General features: G+C 49.4%; 22 protein-coding genes. 8 read left to right on the top strand and 14 right to left on the bottom strand.

From position 1 onward, the window contains the following. Window positions 1-22 precede the first annotated feature (22 nt). The 12 genes from HYW32_02825 to HYW32_02770 all read right to left on the bottom strand — a co-directional run bounded on the left by HYW32_02825 (window position 23) and on the right by HYW32_02770 (window position 11,370). Window positions 23-250 (bottom strand): hypothetical protein, encoded by a 228-nt coding sequence (locus HYW32_02825; GenBank protein MBI2589929.1) that lies wholly within the window; start codon window positions 248-250, stop codon window positions 23-25. Continuing rightward, window positions 250-1,710, bottom strand: coding sequence for an Asp-tRNA(Asn)/Glu-tRNA(Gln) amidotransferase subunit GatB (gene gatB / locus HYW32_02820; GenBank protein ID MBI2589928.1), 1,461 nt, complete (start codon window positions 1,708-1,710; stop codon window positions 250-252). The genes HYW32_02825 and gatB overlap by 1 nt, the downstream gene beginning before the upstream one ends. Before the next feature lie 25 nt (window positions 1,711-1,735). Beyond that, window positions 1,736-2,134: a four helix bundle protein gene (locus HYW32_02815; protein MBI2589927.1), complete on the bottom strand. Its 399-nt coding sequence runs from the start codon at window positions 2,132-2,134 to the stop codon at window positions 1,736-1,738. Between the two features lie 2 nt (window positions 2,135-2,136). Continuing rightward, window positions 2,137-2,580: a hypothetical protein gene (locus HYW32_02810; protein MBI2589926.1), complete on the bottom strand. Its 444-nt coding sequence runs from the start codon at window positions 2,578-2,580 to the stop codon at window positions 2,137-2,139. Window positions 2,581-2,595: 15 nt separating this feature from the next. Further along, window positions 2,596-5,514, bottom strand: coding sequence for a DEAD/DEAH box helicase (locus tag HYW32_02805; GenBank protein ID MBI2589925.1), 2,919 nt, complete (start codon window positions 5,512-5,514; stop codon window positions 2,596-2,598). 74 nt (window positions 5,515-5,588) lie between these two features. Then, window positions 5,589-5,846, bottom strand: coding sequence for an AbrB/MazE/SpoVT family DNA-binding domain-containing protein (locus HYW32_02800; protein MBI2589924.1), 258 nt, complete (start codon window positions 5,844-5,846; stop codon window positions 5,589-5,591). Between the two features lie 171 nt (window positions 5,847-6,017). Further along, on the bottom strand, window positions 6,018-6,299 hold the full coding sequence (locus HYW32_02795) for a type II toxin-antitoxin system RelE/ParE family toxin (protein MBI2589923.1): 282 nt from the start codon (window positions 6,297-6,299) through the stop codon (window positions 6,018-6,020). A 155-nt stretch (window positions 6,300-6,454) separates the two neighbouring features. Continuing rightward, window positions 6,455-6,673 carry a hypothetical protein gene (locus tag HYW32_02790; protein MBI2589922.1) on the bottom strand — a complete coding sequence of 73 codons (219 nt, stop codon included), beginning with the start codon at window positions 6,671-6,673 and terminating at the stop codon, window positions 6,455-6,457. 169 nt (window positions 6,674-6,842) lie between these two features. Then, window positions 6,843-8,375 (bottom strand): Asp-tRNA(Asn)/Glu-tRNA(Gln) amidotransferase subunit GatA, encoded by a 1,533-nt coding sequence (gatA, locus tag HYW32_02785; protein MBI2589921.1) that lies wholly within the window; start codon window positions 8,373-8,375, stop codon window positions 6,843-6,845. 60 nt (window positions 8,376-8,435) lie between these two features. Further along, window positions 8,436-8,735, bottom strand: coding sequence for an Asp-tRNA(Asn)/Glu-tRNA(Gln) amidotransferase subunit GatC (gatC, locus tag HYW32_02780; protein ID MBI2589920.1), 300 nt, complete (start codon window positions 8,733-8,735; stop codon window positions 8,436-8,438). Between the two features lie 66 nt (window positions 8,736-8,801). Further along, window positions 8,802-10,193: a hypothetical protein gene (locus HYW32_02775; protein ID MBI2589919.1), complete on the bottom strand. Its 1,392-nt coding sequence runs from the start codon at window positions 10,191-10,193 to the stop codon at window positions 8,802-8,804. A 175-nt stretch (window positions 10,194-10,368) separates the two neighbouring features. Then, the gene (locus HYW32_02770) at window positions 10,369-11,370 is read right to left on the bottom strand and encodes a hypothetical protein (GenBank protein MBI2589918.1); all 1,002 of its coding nucleotides are present in this window, start codon (window positions 11,368-11,370) and stop codon (window positions 10,369-10,371) included. Here HYW32_02770 and HYW32_02765 point away from each other — a divergent pair. The 5 genes from HYW32_02765 to HYW32_02745 all read left to right on the top strand — a co-directional run bounded on the left by HYW32_02765 (window position 11,365) and on the right by HYW32_02745 (window position 14,229). Beyond that, window positions 11,365-11,652 carry a hypothetical protein gene (locus HYW32_02765; GenBank protein MBI2589917.1) on the top strand — a complete coding sequence of 96 codons (288 nt, stop codon included), beginning with the start codon at window positions 11,365-11,367 and terminating at the stop codon, window positions 11,650-11,652. The two genes, HYW32_02770 and HYW32_02765, sit on opposite strands and share 6 nt — an antisense overlap. A 358-nt stretch (window positions 11,653-12,010) precedes the next feature. After that, window positions 12,011-12,406, top strand: coding sequence for a hypothetical protein (locus HYW32_02760; GenBank protein ID MBI2589916.1), 396 nt, complete (start codon window positions 12,011-12,013; stop codon window positions 12,404-12,406). 45 nt (window positions 12,407-12,451) lie between these two features. Further along, window positions 12,452-12,964, top strand: coding sequence for a hypothetical protein (locus tag HYW32_02755; protein MBI2589915.1), 513 nt, complete (start codon window positions 12,452-12,454; stop codon window positions 12,962-12,964). A 241-nt stretch (window positions 12,965-13,205) separates the two neighbouring features. Beyond that, window positions 13,206-13,934 (top strand): MerR family transcriptional regulator, encoded by a 729-nt coding sequence (locus HYW32_02750; GenBank protein MBI2589914.1) that lies wholly within the window; start codon window positions 13,206-13,208, stop codon window positions 13,932-13,934. Window positions 13,935-13,950: 16 nt separating this feature from the next. Next, entirely contained in the window at window positions 13,951-14,229 is a 279-nt protein-coding gene (locus HYW32_02745) for a DUF4325 domain-containing protein (protein MBI2589913.1), read from the top strand. Between the two features lie 35 nt (window positions 14,230-14,264). On the opposite strand, the gene HYW32_02740 is transcribed toward HYW32_02745, so the two are convergent. Together HYW32_02740 and HYW32_02735 are read right to left on the bottom strand one after the other, a co-directional pair. Further along, window positions 14,265-14,885: a DUF47 domain-containing protein gene (locus HYW32_02740; protein MBI2589912.1), complete on the bottom strand. Its 621-nt coding sequence runs from the start codon at window positions 14,883-14,885 to the stop codon at window positions 14,265-14,267. A gap of 20 nt (window positions 14,886-14,905) precedes the next feature. After that, the gene (locus HYW32_02735; protein ID MBI2589911.1) at window positions 14,906-15,910 is read right to left on the bottom strand and encodes an inorganic phosphate transporter; all 1,005 of its coding nucleotides are present in this window, start codon (window positions 15,908-15,910) and stop codon (window positions 14,906-14,908) included. Between the two features lie 314 nt (window positions 15,911-16,224). On the opposite strand from HYW32_02735, the gene HYW32_02730 reads away from it, so the two are divergent. The 3 genes from HYW32_02730 to HYW32_02720 all read left to right on the top strand — a co-directional run. Beyond that, the gene (locus HYW32_02730) at window positions 16,225-17,373 is read left to right on the top strand and encodes an ATP-binding protein (GenBank protein ID MBI2589910.1); all 1,149 of its coding nucleotides are present in this window, start codon (window positions 16,225-16,227) and stop codon (window positions 17,371-17,373) included. Window positions 17,374-17,516: 143 nt separating this feature from the next. Then, complete coding sequence (locus tag HYW32_02725; protein MBI2589909.1) at window positions 17,517-18,329, top strand: hypothetical protein; 813 nt, start codon at window positions 17,517-17,519, stop codon at window positions 18,327-18,329. 38 nt (window positions 18,330-18,367) lie between these two features. Beyond that, window positions 18,368-18,998: hypothetical protein (locus HYW32_02720; GenBank protein ID MBI2589908.1), on the top strand; the 631-nt coding region annotated here is incomplete at its 3' end.

Below are 18,998 nucleotides of genomic sequence, written 5' to 3'. Positions count from 1 at the left end.
ACCATCTAAGTATAGCAAATTATTACTTTTTCTTGCCGATTCGATCGTGCATGCGAGCAAGCACCATGGTGATAAGCACGGCGAACAAAGTAATTACTAAGGCATAGATAAATTTGCCCGTCAGGGTATCGCCAGCCTGATAAAATCGTTCAATCAATTCTTGGATGGCCGCATTCCAAGCCAATGCCGCTACCAAGCCAAAGGCGGCGGTGACTAACTCAATAATCTTCCCCAGATATTCTTTTGACATCATCCCTCCTTTAGCATCCTTTTTAAAATTTCGCCGATGATAGCCGGATTCGCCTTGCCTCTAGACACTCGCATCACTTGGCCAAAGAGAAAGCCGTAGACTTCAGACTTGCCCGAGCGGTATTTGGCGACCACCTCCGACTGCTCGCCTAGCACCTGATCGACAATGGCTTCGACTTCGCCTTGATCGCTGATTTGTTTTAACCCTAATTGATCGACCACTTCAGATGGCTCAAGACCACGCTCAATAACAACCGCCACTACCTCGCGGATTTGTGATTGAGAAATGGCGCCGACTACCACCAACCCGGCCAATTCGACCAGTTGGGTGGGATTAAGCTGGCGGGCAAGGTCAAGATTGGCATAAACCGAGGCGGCGAGTTGGAGTTGTTTTAACTGCTCGGTCGTCGGTTCGGCCAACTCCTCGCGCAACTCCGCCCAATAAGCAAAGGCTTCGGCGTTGGTCGTAAACAATTCCGCCACCTCGGCTGGCAAGCCAAATTCATGAATCACCTCGGCCGCCTCTTCATGCGGATAGGGCAAAGCATCGCGCTCTTTGGCAACTAAATCCCAAAGATTTGCCGGCGTCACCGGCGGCAGGTCTGGTTCAGGAAAATAGCGATAGTCGGCCGCCGTCTCTTTTTTGCGTTGAACATAAGTTTGCTGTTTGGCGTCGTCCCAACCCCGCGTCTCTTGCTCAACCTGCCCACCCGCATCAAGGGTCTCAATCTGCCTCTCGACCTCATACTTAATCGCCCGCTCCACCGCCCGGAAGCTATTAAGATTTTTTACTTCGACCTTGGTGCCTAATTTTTGACTTTTGACTTTTGATTTTTGACTTATTGAGATATTCGCCTCGCACCTCATCTCCCCTTTTTCCATATCGGCCCGGGCAATGCCCCGCCGCTGGAGAATAAATTGATAGGTCTGGCAAAGCTTCTTCGCCTCCTCGGCCGAATGAAGTTCTGGCTCCGTCACCAACTCTAAGAGCGGCACCCCCGCTCGATTGAAATCGACCAGCGACTCGCGACCCGACGATGAATGGACTAATTTGCCAGTATCTTCCTCCAAATGGACTCGGGTTAAATTTATTTTTCTGATCTCGTTGTCCAGCTTAAATTCGATCGCCCCGCCGGTCAAAAGCGGCAAATCATATTGACTAATTTGGTAGCCTTTCGGCAGATCGGGATAGAAGTAATTTTTTCGATCCCACTTGGTGAATTCGGCGATCTTTGATCCGAGATCAAAACCAAGATCGACCGCCCACTCAATCGCCTGTCGGTTCATCACCGGCAATGATCCGGGCAACGCCAAACAGACTGGGCAGACATTGGCGTTAGGCCCTCCGCCAGCTGGCGAATCAAACGGCGCGTTCAGGCAACCACAAAACATCTTAGTCTTGGTCGCCAACTCGGCATGAATTTCCATGCCAATGGTGACTTCGTATTGAATAGTAGCCATGTAGCAATGTAGCAGGTAGCAAAGGCTACTCCTGCTTACTCCTTCTATAACCAATCAATAAGCTACCGACGTCTCCACGAAGCGTATTTAGTTGGACAAATTGGTGATCGTTTAGATAGCCCAGCCTTTGAGCCAAAATTAAGAAGGTCTCAACTTCCATGAGTGAGCCATAGGCAATCGAAAGAAAGCGTTGCTCTTCCTTGATTGATGACCGACCGTACCCTTCAGCAACATTGGCCGGGATTGAACTGGCTGCTCTTCGTAGTTGCGATGTCAATCCATAGACTTCTGTTTTTGGAAAGTGTTCACTGAACCGATAAATTTCCGTCACAAGGTCCATCGCCTTTTGCCAAAGTACCAAACTCTCGAAGCCATCGGTTCGAACAAACTTTGCTACTTCGCTACTTACTACTTCGCTACTCATCATTAGAACGCTCCTAAAACAGAAGCTGCTTTTCTAAATGTCTGTAACACTGATCGTGCCTGACCGACAGTAATCTGCGGATGTTCATGGGCGATTAAGTTGCGCAGCTTGTGGGCCTCCCAGATTTGCTGATAGAGGCTTCGCTCAAAACGCGCTTCAAGGCTTCTGACTCGTTCGCCAAATGAACTGCCTTGCCCGCCGACTTGGCGCATCACCGCATCTAAAAAACTATCGGCCCGGACGATCGCCTGCGAGGCGTGGATTGAGTCGCCCGAATCGAGCAGACGCTCAATCTCGGCAAATTGGGCGAGCATCCTCGCCGCATCGAGTTTTTTTGCTTTTGAGCCAAAAATCAACCGCCACAAGCCAGCTAGAGCCCGCCCGAGTTGAATAAAGATATTGCCGATCATTGAAGGCTCGGCTTGTTTTTTATGGTAAAGAGACATCGTTCAAGATTGCTTTCATTTTCCTTCTCTATGCTTCATTCTCGCTCGAAGCAAATCAGCCATAGCAGTTTTCTTATCACCTAAGCTAGGCAATGCTGTTTTGAATACGCGTTTAAATCGTTCATAGTCATCCCGCGTAAGCTCTATTACCTGGCCCGTTCTAGCTAGATTCCACCGATCGACGAGATCATAGAGTGTGCGCAAAGACGCATCATTCGGATCAATTGATCCTGAACGTAAACGCACGTTCCCCAAATCTTCAAATCTTGGCCAAACTGCTTGCTGACCTAGAGAATCTTTAATAGCAGGAATGACGATCTCTGGATCCATGGGTGAAAACGGTTTAGCAAAGACCTCATCCATAATGCTATCGATTAGAGAAATAAACTGTTCACGACTTGGGTTGCGTGGTAACCCAAAGAATGTATAGATAGACTCGCCAGGGAGTTCTTGACCAAAAAGCAAAAAAGTTAACTGCGAAAAACGTTCTGGCGTAATAAAACGCGAAAATTTTTTCTTTTCAAAATCTAACTTGAGTGATTCTCTGGCTCTATCTCGCAATTGACTGATTTCTATAGCATCAAAACCAACGCGCAGGAGAGACCTTAATTCTGTATCATTTTTTATCTTGAGAGTATTCAGCAGTGATCCGACTGAAAACGCCCCATCTTTGGCTCGCGCGTCAGATTGTTTTAGTTCTTCAAGAGTCATTCCGAAGAGATATGGATGTTCTCGTATTATCTGGCAGACATCTACTTGCAATTTCGACTGTTTCTCCTCGGCGGTAAGATCATCTATAAGTCTCTGTATAGTGATTCGGTGGTTTTGATCGAGCAATTTACGATTTCTTTTGGGCGATTCGCCATCGCTTCTTGCGTCATCTCTTATGAAATTTTTTAAAAATTGCAAAAAGTCTGATCTTGTATAACCCTTTTCTGGTTTAGGCAAATCGTAAGCTTGCATAAACTCATCTAGTGTCGCAAGTTCCGGTTGCTGATTCGACTGGGCAATATTCGCATGAATCTTGAGCGCTTCCTCGAATACTGGCTGACCGGCGGCACGCCGTAAAAGTATGAGAAGCGCAGGCTTAGGCGTATTCAAGATGCGACCATGTTTACGAAGTTCCCCAAGAACATTTTTGAAGAAATCTTGAAGATCAGGCGATAAAATTTGCGAAGGAGGAGTTTTGCCAAGTATATCCATAAAATATCGGCGCAGAAGACTCCGTCCCGTGCCCTGAAAGCGGTTTGAAGTAAAATTTGTTTTTAAAAAATTTTCTTTTGAAAGCGCCGCAAGTCTTCTTAGAGCATCATCGCTACTATAACCAGCTTGAGTAAATATCGACCTAACATCTTCCAAGGTCTTTAAAATTTTCTCACCTGCAGTGGTCGCGTCTGAACCCTGGAGGCGTTCAAAAAGTTGGTATACGTCTCTTTCCCCCACAATTGCCTCAACACCTTCCATGTCTGGTAAATCATTACGAATCAGTGTGCCGCCAGGACCAGATAGGCCATCGTCTAAACCAGGTGGAAATACCACATTACCATGTAAAATGTGAGGCGCGGTGATTGGCCTGCCTGCACTGTGAGAATCTTGACTTTCGTCAAAATCTAAAACGTCGATTACGATTGCGCCACGCTTGCCTGGGCTAGTTCTAAGTCCCCGGCCCAATCGTTGTTCAGCTAAGACTGCCGAGAGAGTCGGACGGAGGTTTAAAATAATCTCCGTCTTGGGTTCATCCCACCCCTCGGCGAGCGCTGTCACCGTAGCCAGTAAGCGAGTCTGACCGTTGCTGTAGCGCTTAAGAATCGCGCTGCGTTCTTCATGAGTTTGTTCACTATGGATTGCTTCGGCCGCAATTCCGCGTTCTTGAGCCATTTGAGCAATTCTCTCGGCATGATTAATCGAAATGCAAAAAGTAACCGTGCGCTTAAGTTGCCCTCGTTGATCACGAAACGCCTGCTGATCGATAAAAGAAAGAGCGGCCTTGTTTCTTGCAGTGATGTTCAATATTTTCTCGAGTTCATCTTCCCGATAGTCGCCAGACGGGGTGGCGGGCATTTTGCTAAGATCGACCTTGGTCTTGAGGTAAACGCATCTAACGCCTGAAAGAATCCCGCTTAGAATTGCCTCATTGATTGTCATTTCGTGAATCAAAGTTCCATAGGAGTTACGGACAGTTTTTTTTTCATTGAAATCGGGTGTTGCCGTTAGAGCGATCACAACACTATCGTCGGTCAGTTCTTTGACGGCCTTTTTCCTTGCGTCTGTTAGAGATCGGTGAGCTTCATCAGTGACAATCAGCTCGTATTTTTGATTCTGCGCATTGCTTTCACGCAAAAACTTCTCAAAACTCTGGTAAGTGCAGACAACGATTTGACCAGACAAATTTTTTCCGTGGCTATAATACGCAGAAGCATTGAGACCAAGTTGGTATTCTTGAATTTTCTCAATGGTTTGTTCAACGAGGGCTACGGAGGGGACAAGGATTAAAGTTCTTAACCCTGTTACTTCCGCAAGCTTAAGAAAGATGGCCGTCTTGCCCGCGCCGGTTGGTAGTTTGATATACCCAGAATGATAACCGGCCTCAAAAAAATCAAGGAGATCATCAAAAACTGCTTGTTGATGTTCGCGTAGTTTTAGATTGGATTCGGTGTCTAATTTGGCAATGTAGCGTTCAATTTTATTAATTGCTCCAATCCATCTACTAACTTCTAGAGGCGGTTCGGTGTTACGTCGAGTGGCTAGAAGTGAAGCTTTATACGCTCGATACTTTAATGGATACACTTCTGCTAACTCTTGAGCCGTTGCGCGCAACATACGATCTCGTTCAGCCTCGCTAGAATAGAGAGGAACCCCATATTGGGCTTCAGCATTTCCTAACTGCTCTTGTAGTTCTTCTGGCTCTTTTGGACGAAATATTTCTTTCGACATAATAATAGCTTCAATGTATTTATAAAGCTTAGTGCGGATCGTTTTTGAAATATAGTGCAATCCAAACCGAACTATCAACGAGATACGCCATATACGATTTCATCGACACGATCGCTTACGTTTCTCTTCTTTTTCCTGCCAGTTGGGATCAAGAATTGTTCCCAATCTTGGTGGGTGACTGCTTTTTCTTGAGGAGCTTTTTTAACGATCAGTTGCCCCCGATCTTCTTCAATCATCACCGGACTGCCAAGCTTGAGGCTCAACTTGACGACGATTTTTTTTGGCAGACGAACGGCGTAACTGTTGCCCCATTTTTGAATTTTTGTCTTCATTTAGTTCCTTTGTGTCTACCAAAATGTAGATACATATTCCGTGGGCGTCAAGTTAATATGGAACTGATTCTAGATGCCAATCGCTTTCGCGCTGATAGGCAATGGCGCCGCGTAAAATTTTTTCTTCTTGGCAACACCTCGTGTCTTCCACCTCGTCGGTGTTGTCGTTTCCTATGTCCGTTTTTTAATTACTTCATAGACAGTTGATCTGTGAGCAATCATTAGAATTTTAACAACTCGACCTTCAATGCGAAAAACAATACGATAGTCGCTAACGCGGAGTTTTCGATAACCCTTTAATGATCGCCGTAATGGTTTGCCATAAAGTGCTGGTTCAGTAGCCAAGCGCTGTTCAATGGCTTTGCAAATTTTTACTCGCCAAGTACTTGAAATTTTCGGGATGTCGATTCGCACCACGTCAGGGTGGTAGCGCAAGTCGTACATTGAACTCATTGCATAATTCTTTTAGGAGCGAGATAGATTCGGGCGGTGCGAACGCTGGAAACGGTGAGGAGACGATGCTGCCGTATCGGTGACGAGCCGTTTTCGGTGTGCAACCCGCACGAAACCGTTGTAGCTACCAACATAATTATGCAATGAGTTCATAGTTACCATGCTTCGGTATGACGTAAATATCGAACAGCCTTGGAATCTCGGTTGGACGCAACTAGATCAAAGAGTGCATCCTCTTCAATATCCAACGCTAGTTCAAGTAGTTGCGCGGCTTTAGTGGCAGTGGGAATTCGATCGCGTTTTGCAGATCGCACGAGCACTGCTCGCGCATCCTTCGATAGCAACACGTTGATCCGATAATTTGGCGTTGGCATAAATTGACGATATCAAAAGTGTTTCAGGAGGTCTATTCCCAGGAGGTTCCAATCATAGCACAGTGAAGTCATTTCATAATTAAATTTGTCATCGCCACGGTCTCCCGCCATGGCGGGATTGCTTCGCGTAGCTCGCAATAACAAAAAAGTGAATTATGCAACAAGTTCATTAGAAATTTTCGAATTTCGGTTCATATAAATGCCAATCGGTTGCGCGCTGATAGGCAATGGCGACGCGCAAGATTTTTTCTTCATCTAGTTGATTGCCCAGAAGTTGAAGGCCAATTGGAAGGGGTTGAGATCCTCGATCCGGAACGCTATCGCTTCCGGTCAAGGATGACGATGTGACAAAGCCGCAAGGAATTGAGATGCCGGGAATGCCGGCCAGATTGGCCGAGACGGTGTAGATATCCGCCAGGTACATTTGCAATGGATCGTTCACCTTCTCGCCTAACTTCCAGGCTGGAATCGGGCTGGTTGGCGTGGCCAAAACGTCGACTTGATCAAAGACTTGGTGAAAATCCTCGACGATCAGCGTGCGAACTTGCATCGCTTTTTTGTAGTAAGCGTCGTAGTAGCCAGAAGAGAGCACGTAAGTGCCCATCATAATCCGCCGCTTCGCCTCGGCGCCAAAGCCAAGGCTTCTATTTTTAATAATCAATTCATTGGCGTTTCGGATTTCGGATTTCGGATTTCGGATTTCACTATAGCCATAGCGCAAGCCATCGTAGCGAGCGAGGTTACTTGAAACCTCGGCTGGCATAATCACATAGTAAGCGGGTAAGGCGTAAGGCGTCAGGGGCAAGCTGACATCAATGATCGTGGCACCCAACTTTTCGAGCGTTTTCACGGCTTGATTAACGGCCGCCCCGACTTGCGAATCAAGACCTTCGGCAAAGTATTCTTTGGGCAAGCCGATTTTTAACTCGGCCAAAGGCCGATCAGGTGATGAGGCGTAAGGGGTAAGGGGTGAGGTGGGCAAACTCGTGGAATCCAACAGATCGCGGCCAGCCATGACTTCAAATAACAACGCGCAGTCTTCGGCGCTTCGCGCCAGTGGCCCGGGGCAATCAAGCGAGCTGGCCATCGCGATGAGACCATAACGGCTCAACCGGCCGTACGTTGGCTTTAAGCCGGTCACACCGCAGAGCGCCGCTGGTTGGCGGATCGAGCCGCCGGTATCGGTGCCAATCGAGGCCAAGCCCAGCCCCGCGGCCACGGCCGCAGCCGAACCACCCGAGGAGCCGCCCGGCACCCGACCCAAATCCCAAGGATTTTTGCTCGGCCCGAAATCGGAATTTTCAGTGCTTGAGCCGTGCGCCCAGGCGTCGCAGTTGACCTTGCCTAAAATGACCGCGCCAGCCGCCTTGAGACGCGCGACCACTGTCGCGTCATAGGGCGGCACAAACCCCGCCAACATCTTTGAGGCGGCCCTCGTCTCGATCCCTTCGGTGACGATCACGTCTTTAATCGAGATCGGGATGCCATCGAGCGGCCCCAAGCTCTTACCCTCGGCTCGCCGCTCATCGGATTTGCTGGCCGCCTCCAACGCCCCTGCCCGATCAACGGTTAAATAGGCATGAATGCTCTCATCGCGTTCGCGAATACGCTCGAGGTGTTCTTCAGTGAATTCGCGCGACGAGATTTTTCCTTCTTCGAGAAGCTTAGAGGCTTCGGTGATTGTTTGAATGGCAAGGTTCATAGTTCATGGTTCATAGTTCATGATGAATTTAATCAAAAATCATCAATCAAAAATTACTAATCATAAATCGGGCTGACTAAGAACGCTTGGCACGACGACGTAGCCTTCCCTCATCTCCGGCGCCATTTGCTCCAATTCCTTTTTCCTCATTCCTCTTGCCTCATCCCTCTTATCCTCCCGCAACACATTCAAAAGGCCCGTCACCTGACTGGTCGGTTCCACGTCGGCCACGTCAACTTCATTCAGTTGTTCGACGTAAGCGATAATTTCCGCAAGATTGGCGGCAAACCGCGCCCGCTCTTCAGCCTGAAGCTCCAACCGCGCCAACACGGCCAATTTGTTGATCGTTTGATCGTCCATGTTTATTAGGCTACACGCTCGAAGATTTTTAGACAAGAAAAAAGGGGTCTTGGCGAAGACCCCACCCTACCTCATGCGCGCCGGCATGAGGTAAAAAAACTTGCCGCCGACTTTTTGCCGGCGACTTTCTTGCTGACGGATTCGCCGCACCTCTTCCAGTCGGGCCACTGGCATAGGCGACCCGCCGGAACGCAAATCCGCCACTCTAAAGCCGTACCGCTTCATCATCCTCACGACCTGAAGCAGCGGCTTGATGCTTCTTTGCGAACCGACCGACGTACTTTCCTTCTCGCCAGTCAGCCCACGCAAAAAAGTTTCCGCCGAACAACCCCAAACCGCATTCTGGCCGCCCTGGTCGAGTAATTTCCAGGACTCATCCTGAAATTCACCCGGGAAACGGATGTTCGCTCCGTCAACTACCAAAAACGGTAGTTGGGCCAAAGCAATGGGGTCAGTTGCGAAATTAGGCGGCTTGCCCACGTCGGCCACCAAACTCCCCGGGCGAATTGCGTGATGATCAAGCGCAACCTCGGCGGCGCTTTCCGCCGAGGTTGCCAAAACGATCACATCGGCTTGAGACACGGCGCGATTGATGTCAGTTTCGATAACAATCCGCCGCTCCTTGATGCCGTTATTGAGAAGCATCTTGCGAACGCCCTCGAGACCGCTCCGATTCCGCGCCGAAAGGATGATCCGACCAAACCTCCGAGCGAGCAACAAGCAGCCACGCCGACCAACCGATCCGGAAGCGCCGACAAATGTCAGCGTGCTCCGTTTGAGCGAGATACCCAACTGTCGCGCCGCCCGCTCAATGCAGAGCTGAAGGCCGTAGGCCGTGCCGTCGCTACCGCTCGTGATCGGAATCGGTGACTCCTTTTCTACCAGTATCCCGTTTTCAGTGAAGATACTCGTGAAAGCGCCCAAGCCAACATATCCCGCTCCATACTCGGCGGCGGCGTTAATAGCGCGCCGTATACCTGCCAAGATTTCCTCGCGGAGCGCTTTGGCCTGATCGTACAATCGGCATTCCTCGCACTCGCCACACCGACTCTCCCCATCATTGAGGAGTGGCGCCAGACAGCGATGCGTTTTATAGTGCCGGGAAAACTCAAAATCTTTAGTCAGCCATGGCACAAAAATGAGCACCGCCTGCGAACTGATGCCTCGCGTTTTCATTTTTATGTGACCGATCGCCTTATAGGCGAGTTGGTCGAGTACTTCCCGTAGATACCATGGCCACTGGTGATGTTTATTCCAGTGAGCATCGGCCTTTTCAAGCCATTGCTTCATCCTAAGATTCTTGGGGTTCAAACGCGCTACATCCTTTACATTGCCCATATGGATGAGATGCACCGCATTGACCGGCTTTGGTCCGCGCCAAACCCGGCTACAACTTGCCGGCTCCATCTGCCCGGCATAGATCGGCAAAAAACCGACCGTTTTCTCCAGTGTGAGCATCAGCTCTCACCTCATGTTATTAAATTTTGACCGCCGTGCGGCCAAGCTAGCTCAATCCTGACAGCTAAGTTGGCTGACGACAATATGGTGCCCCGAACCAGAACGTCCCATGGCTACAACAAGACCATCAAATAATCTATCACCTGCGAACGTTTCAAGCGCTCATCTATCCAAGTTAGAGTCGGCGATTCACGGCGGCTTCAAACACAGCCTGGATTGAATCGGATGAAGTCACATTCGATCGATCAAAAATCTTTTGCGTCAGTTCTTGAGCTTCAGACTGATCAAGGTGGGGTGTGAGCTTATCCCAGCCAATTCGGTACCACTCGCGTGGTGGCATCAAATGCAGACCGGCCGCTTCAACTTGTTCTCGCCAGCCATCTTCGGGCAAGATTTCCCGTTCGGCCGTGCCTTGGTAAACGCGTTGCGACGCTTCCGGCATCCAACGATTCATGGTTTGCGGATTATAACGCAAGCCTTTCACATCAATCACGTCGTAGCCCACATCCCGTAACTCCGGTAAAAAACTTAAATCTGTCATGCCGGCAATATACGGATGAACGATTGGGAAGGTCTGGATATTGCGTTTTTTGGCTCGGCGCAACACGCTTAATCGGTGAGTGGTTTTTGTGCGCTCCAAACCATCGAGCCCCGTAATCGAAACGGTCAGGCGAACATTTGGGATTTCAGCTAGTTGATCGAGCACGCGATCCGATGGATTCCATTTGGTGACGAAGACTGCCAACTTGGCCACTGGCGGGACTTTGTCTAAAAAATGCTGTAATGCATCTTGATACTTTGGCCAAAACGGATCCGAGATAGCATTAAAGCCAACGATATCGCCTTTCAGTAGCTCAACCGGAAAATCGTAGAATTCCTGAATGGCTTTTTTGTCATTTAGATCCGGCGGCGGATTGAGGATCGTCGCGGCTTTATTGATGCCCAGGATCGTCTTCTTGTTCCACAAATCTCTGCGCGATTCGACTTCAGTAATGACGCAGTACGCACAGTTGACCGGGCAAGCGTGCTGGCCCGGTTGGTAGATGTGTCTAGAATCAGCCGATTCTAACGGCGAAGGAGATAATAAATCTTCTTGTGCCACGCGAGCAGGCTGATCATGTTCAACGCCTGGTTCAGGCAATGGTGGTGATGAAAGATATTCATTATCCATATGCATATGGGCGCATTAAATTTGATCTATGAGATTCGCGGGTGGCATCCCAATTTCCTGATTATTTTGCGATTTATTGTAGTAGTTATCCACGATGCAGTAACGGCAGCTGAAGCATTTCTGAATGTTGCGCGCAATCGGGAGCCAGCTATTGAGAGCTTGGATGTTCTCAACCTCGGGATAGTTCGGCAAACGAACTTTAGCGATATCTTTACTTCCGTCATCGTTGCGATTCGGTTGCATTGCGAGCGTGCCGGTAATAAAGCGAATAAACGACAGGTCGCCTAAATTCACATTTCCCTTGACTAAAATATGGGGGATGTTCGTTGAAAAGTAGCAGCTGGTGCAACACGATGGACACTTCAACCTGAACTAATCCCCCTTGACACCCCCCCCTCATCTGGTACAGTTACTCGTTTTTGTACCTCTAACAATTAGATATGTCAGACGAAAATTCTTGAGGATTGACCTCGAATTTATCGAGAGAACTCTTTGTAAGTGAAAAAAACGAGCAAAAATGACACTTCTCCTTTTCTAGATGAATAGCTAATGCCATCTCGAGAATGAGGAGTGTCAGTACTCTCTCTAATCGGTGGCTGGATACCAGCCCGCAAGTCTTCAGGGCCGATTAGAATCAAGGTGACTCATGGAAAAAAACGCAGAAGAAGACCAAATGGTCAAAGAGTACGAAGTCCTCGGTTTCGCCGAGGCGGAGATCAGGAGATATCTCCAGATCGTAGTGGCTTACGAGGAAGCCAAGTGTTGGCTGGCGCAAGCTCGCGAACTTGTCGAGAATGCCGGCGCAACATTGCCCGGCATTCCGGCTTGCCTGAAGCCCGATAAAGACGGGCTATTGCGCATCCTCCGAGAGGTGGTCGTGTTTTTGGAGTCTGGTGGGCAAAGCACGATCGGACTAGAGGAGCTTATGGCTCCCTACATCCAAGGGCTTACTAACTATAAAGCCCAACTCGAAAACGGGCGATTCGTGGAGTCGCTTAGACAGCGGTATTTCGATGAAGACCCGTCTGGATCTAGTGAGTAAGGATAAGAGATCATGGCAATCGGACTATCTTGCACGCTCCGCCAAATGCAGCTACCTCCGTCACCGGGTAATCCAAAGAGAGGTGTCGCTGGTCTATTAGCTGCCGATCAGTACCTCAAGGAGCATAACATTCCTGGAGTACTCATTGGCGGACTAGCGCTCTCGATCTGGATTAAGCGGAAGCGTCGCGTTAATGACATCGGCGCGATGCTGGCGTCTCACAAGGACGTCGACGTTTTCATCCTGGGAGGTGATCACGTGCCCGCAAGGTTCGCAAAGGGGATCGACTGGTGGTTTTGGAAACGCCTGTCCGATGCCCCCATGAACGGCAAGGGCTTCCCGTTGCGTTGGGGGCTGAAAACCAAAAACAACCCCAGGGCGCCAGGCCTGTACCTCATCTCGCCGATACTTCTAGCGCAGATTCGTCTGCACGAGTATCGAAAGAGGGTATGTAATTATCCCCATTCACGAAGAGAGATGAGGGCCAAGGCTCTCACCGTCAAGGAGATAGGGATGAGGGTGATTCACCCTCAAGAACTCGAATTTATTGCGTTATAGGTTCGAGTGGAGGGTAAGAGATATCAAGTCAAGCGCCCTTCGGGGCGCTTTTTTTTATCGAAAAGGTATAGGGCTACTTACCTAATTAATCACTGATTCTTGACCACGATCGTCTCCAGGATATTGGCCACGTCCTCGCACCGGTCGGCGATCGCCTCAAAATCCCCATTCCATAAATTGTATACACTTGACAAAAAAGTATATAAATGTATACTTATTTTAGATTTAGGTCAAGCAAATTATGAAAAGCAACTATCTCTCAATTGGGCGAGCGGCGCGCTACCTTGGTCTCTCGATTGCCACTTTACGCCGGTGGCACAAAGCCGGAACATTGTCGGCAACTTTTATCTCTCCAGGCGGACGTTTGTACTATTCTCTCGCCAATTTGCAACAACAAACCAAAGGGTTGACGCAAAGCGCGCTCGATTGGGCCAGCGACCTTGACCCAACCGAACCCATCCCCGAGTGGCACTGCGCAACGAGCGACGCTTTCAAGGCGCGGCTGGAACGCATGAATGCCGCTCTGCAAATCCATCCGAAACAGCATCATAATGCCCCGCTGATTACTGCCGTCACTGGCGAAATCGGCAATAATTCTTTCGATCACAACTTAGGCAACTGGCCGGACATTCCCGGGGCGCTTTTTGCATACGACTTAGGCAAAAGGACGATCTTGCTCGCTGATCGAGGCGTTGGCATCTTGGCCACTCTCAAAAGAATTCGCCCCCAGTTGGTGACGCATCAAGAGGCCTTGAAAGTGGCTTTTACCGAAATTATAACCGCCCGAGCGCCGGAACATCGGGGCAATGGCTTAAAATTTGTTCGACAAGCAATGATGCAAATGAATTCAAATCTCAAATTCTGGTCTGGCGATGCCTTCTTGGCCCTAACGGGCAAAGACGCCAAATTGGTATTATCAAAGTCACCGATGCAAATTCGCGGTTGCGTTGCAGAAATAACTTTTAGGTGAATTGATGGAAATCGCAATGAAAAAATTTGGTGCAGTCCTCACTTCCCGCCAGGCGGGTCGAGAGGCCTATGCCGCCTATTCGCCCCATCTCGTCACGCTTGGTAAAAACGATGACCTAAATTTAAATTTTGAGGGCGTTGAGGCGCTCTCGCCTTCATGGGCCGATGAGGTGTTGACGCCGTTCTTAGAAAGATTTGGTAAGCGGCTTATTCTCTCTTCAACTAACAATCCTTCAGTCAAACTGACTATTAAAACCCTAGAGCAAATCTTGGGTAAAAAATTCAAGATTCATTAGAACCGCCTCTTGCCTACGACCTATTGCCTCATCGCTCACTGATTCTTGACCACGATCGTCTCCAGGATATTGGCCACGTCCTCGCACCGGTCGGCGATCGCCTCCAAATCCTCGTAGACCTCTTTGAGTTTAATGACAGTGATCGGATCCTGGCTATTATTGACCAGTTCGCCAATCGTCCGTCGGTTATGTTGATCGACTTGGTTTTCAATAAAGTTGATAATCTCGGATTGTTTAATGATCGTTTGCTGACCCTTGGAGCCGCGTTTGAGTTCGGGCACCGCCTTGCCGACCTCTTCGATAATCGAATCTAAGAGATTAAGATACTGCTCGATCTCCCGCGTTTGCGGCGAAACATGATAGAGCGCCAGGTGACTGACGGTCACATCAATCATGTCGATCACATCGTCGAGCCGGCTGGCCAGGGCAATAATGTCTTCCCGATCAATCGGGGTGATGAAAGTTTGGTTGAGGGTTTGAAAAATTTTGTGGGTGATTTGATCGGCGGCGTGCTCAACCTCGCGGACGCGCCGGGCGTGCTCGTTGAGATCCTTGACGTGCTCGACCTCGCGCAGTAAAACCGCCGCCGCCTTCAATTGCTCGGCCTGCGCGTCAAACAGCTCAAAAAAATCGATATTTTTGGGAAAAAATGCCATTCGTCCTCCTTCTATTTCTTTTAAAACGCGGCGATAAGCAACCGGAGAATCTCATAAGTTAAAAAGGCCATGAGGCCGGCGCACGGGATCGTTAAGAGCCAGGCCCAGACAATTCGCAAGGTGACGCCCCAACGGACGGCGGAAATTCGGGCGGCGGCGCCCACGCCGGAGATCGCGCCGGTGATGACGTGGGTAGTGCTGACCGGCGCGCCCAAGTGTGTCGCTAAAAAGAGACTAGCGGCGCTGCCGGTTTCAGCCGCAAAGCCGCCGACCGGCGTTAGCTTAACGATCCGCGTGCCCATCGTTTTAACGATCCGCCAACCGCCGGCCAAGGTGCCCAAGGCGATCGCTCCGTGAGCGGCCAAAACAACCCAAAGCGGCACGGCAAAGTCTTGTAAATAACCCGATGAAACGAGGAGGCTCGCGATAATGCCCATCGTTTTTTGAGCGTCGTTGCCGCCGTGACCCAAACTATAAAGGGCGGCGGAAATGAGTTGCAAGCGGCGAAACCAAAGATTAACCTGACGCGGCGGTCGGCGCGCCACCAGCCAACTTAATAAGGTCATTAAGATGAGGCCGAGAATCAAACCAATTGAAGGCGCCAGGACAATAAAAACCAACGTTTTCGTCCAACCGGCGGCGATAATGACCCCAAAACCGGCCTTGGCAATTGCCGCTCCGGCATAACCGCCGATCAAGGCGTGCGAGGAGCTGGTCGGCAAGCCGATCCACCACGTCAGAATGTTCCAGCCGATGGTGCCGATGAGACCGGCAAAGATCACCAACTGGTTGACCTGCTCGATCTCAATAAGACCCTTGCCGATTGTTTTGGCGACGGTCGTGCCAAAAACCAGAAAGGCGATAAAGTTAAAAACCGCCGCCCACACCACCGCTTGGCGCGGCGTTAAAACCCGCGTTGAGACGATCGTCGCAATCGAGTTGGCGGCGTCGTGAAAGCCGTTGGTGAAATCAAAAACGAGCGCCACGGCGATAATCGCCACTACCCCTATGAGCTCCGGTGACATCGGCTAGCCTCCTGTCGTCACCTTCTCGCCTCATTCCTTATCAGTCAAGATGATGCGACATTTTAATCACGCGACTTAAATTAGCAGAAGATTTCTTAAAAGAGAAAACTCTAGAAAGACTTCCTCACTTCCGCGTCGGTGAATCTCCACAGGCTTCCGCCCGTGGCATCACATGAGCGCAAGTTTGGCTTGCCCGCTGTCCTCCCCGAGCTTACGCTCGGGATTTCCCCGCTAGGTATATGAATTACGGGATCTTAAGTCCCGATATTTGACATAATTGCGGGACTTCGTATAGACTCTGAATGAGGAGAAAAATGTTGATTGAACGTCATTACGATAATTTAGAGAAGTTTTTCGAACCGAAACGGGTTCTGGTTGTATATGGTCCGAGACGTGTTGGCAAAACAACGCTCTTATCTGAAATGCTAAGTCATACGAAACTCAAGTATAAGCTTGATTCTGGTGATAATATCCGCACGCAACAATCATTAAGCTCTCAAGATTTTTCCCTGATTGATGAGTACGTCGGTGATTATGAGTTGATCGCTATCGATGAGGCGCAACACATTCCGAACATTGGCATGGCGCTAAAAATCATGATCGATCGGTACCCGGACCGAAAGATTGTTGCGACCGGCTCGTCGTCATTCGATCTCGCCGCCCATCTGGGCGAACCGCTGACTGGTAGAAAACGGACCATCACCCTCTATCCGATCTCGCAACTCGAGTTGTTGAGCACGCATGCCAATAGTCGACTCGAACTTAAGGATCGAGTAAGCGATTATCTGGTCTATGGCTCTTACCCAGAGGTGATATCCGCGGAGACGCCTGAAAAGAAAATTGCAATCCTAACTGAACTCGTTGATTCATATCTGTTCAAGGATGTCTTGGCGCTTGAAAGTCGCAAGGGCACCCGCTTTCTGATCGACCTCGTGAAGATGCTCGCCCTCCAGATGGGTAACGAGGTTTCTTTTAACGAGCTAGCAACGAGTTTACAGGTCGACTCAAAAACGATCGAGCGCTACCTGGATCTTCTCGAGCAAACTTTTATTATCCGCCGACTTGGAAGCTACAGCGGAAATCTCCGGAATGAAATTCGCAACAAGCAGAAGTATTACTTTCTCGATAATGGTGTTAGAAACGCCATTATTAACCAGTACAACTCCCTCGACAGTCGCAATGATGTCGGCGTGCTGTGGGAGAATTTCATTTTTACCGAACGCCTTAAGAAGCGCTCGTACCAAGAAATTTACGGCAACAGTTATTTTTGGCGAACATACGAGCAACAAGAAGTTGATTTTGTTGAAGAACGTGACGGCAAGCTGGAAGCATATGAAGCGAAATGGTCAGACAAAAACAACGTTCAGGCGCCAAATCTTTGGAAAACAACATATCCTGACTCAAAATTTACCGTGGTTAATAGAGAAAATTATCTAGATTTTATCACTGGAACGGATGAATAACCTCTAGCGCTCATTCATACTTAATGGCCTGCAACGGCGCCGGCCTGGTGGATAAAATAGGACTTTGAGATCGTTAAAAAAAGTTTTTCAATGGTCTCCCAGTTGCATTTATTGGCTAGCTCTGTTAGTCATAAACTATGACTATGCCCAATGAAAAACTCACCAAAAAGCAGATTCTGGACGCCTACCAAGAACTCTTAGCCAAAGTTGACACCCAGGGCGTTAAGGACGAATCGTCGTTAAGCGTCAAAGCAGATAAAGCCGCGTTGCCGATCTTGCCGGAAATTATCGGCAAGCTGGAAAGTTTCCAGGCGCTCATTGTTGAAGGGGTGGCGGTTTTCAATAAACAAGTGGCGAATTTTCAAGCTGAGCTGGCTCGTCAGCAAGAACAGTTGACGCGAGAGATTCAAACCAAACGCGATGGCTGGCGCCGGGAAGCGGAAGAATATGCTTATCGGATTAAGGTGGAACGTCAACAGGCCGAGGACGAGTACCGGCTGAAAACCAAAGATCGCGAACGGGAATTTGCCGAATCAATCAGATTGAGGCAACAAAAATTAGATGAACGGGAACGCGCGCTCAAAGAAGCCGAAGAAGAGTTGAAGACCTTGCGCTTGGCGATGGAGCAGGCGCCGGCCGAACTGGCGCAAGCGACCGAAGCGGCGGCCAAGCAAGCGCGCGCCGAAGTTGAACAAAAAGCGCGCATGGATGCTGAATTGACCGGCAAAGATCAAGAACGGGAACGGGCCGTGGCCAAGTTGACGATTGCCGGCCTGGAACAAGCGTTGCAACTAAAAACCGAACAGATCGCCTCACTCGAGCGACAACTGGCTCAAGCGGTCGGGCAGGCGCAACGCCTAGCCGTCTCGGTCATTGAAGCCGGCGGCCGTAAATCGTCAGATTCGGAAATAAAAACCCGCTTGATGCCGATTGAGGAAACGGCTTCAGCCCGATAAGCACCGAAACCCTAGAAGCCCTAATAGCAAGGAGCGTTATGAGAGACGGAAGATCCCCGGCGCCCGAACAACCGGTGCCGCCACAGGCAGAGGGACTTGTCAGAAATCTTAAAAGAAGGCAGGGATTACTTGGTAAGCTTGCTGAATCTGGGGCAGTGAAAGGGGGTGAGTCTCCCGCGATTCCCGAGATAGTTATCAAAGATACACTGTTAAGATTTTTGGACAAAACATACAAAGGGATGACAGAAGTCGATGTCAAGGATGTAAACAATCGAATATTTATGCTACTCAATCGCGCGGCAACGCTGGTTGGTAAAAAACAAGATACGTCTCCCGTAACTGCGATGTATGCCCACCCACGCGCCGAAGCGAGGCCGATAAACGAAAAGCCGTATGGAGAATATAAGAATGAAATCCAAGCGATAATCGCGTTGTGTAACGAGTATGGTGTTTCACTGAAATCAGTCACGGGCATGCAACATGGTCTGGGCGTGCCCAAGACGGCGATGCTCGACGAGTTGCTTGCGTGGTGTCGAGCCAACGCGATCGATCTGAAATCAGTCACGGGCATGCAACATGGTCTGGGCGTGCCCAAGACGGCGATGCTCGACGAGTTGCTTGCGTGGTGTCGAGCCAACGCGATCGATCTGAAATCAGTCACGGGCATGC

Source organism: Candidatus Berkelbacteria bacterium (assembly GCA_016187225.1).
GTDB lineage: Bacteria > Patescibacteriota > UBA1384 > JACPKC01 > JACPKC01 > JACPKC01.
The sequence above is the reverse complement of the archived record's forward strand: the minus strand, read 5'-3'. Positions and strand labels throughout refer to the sequence as shown.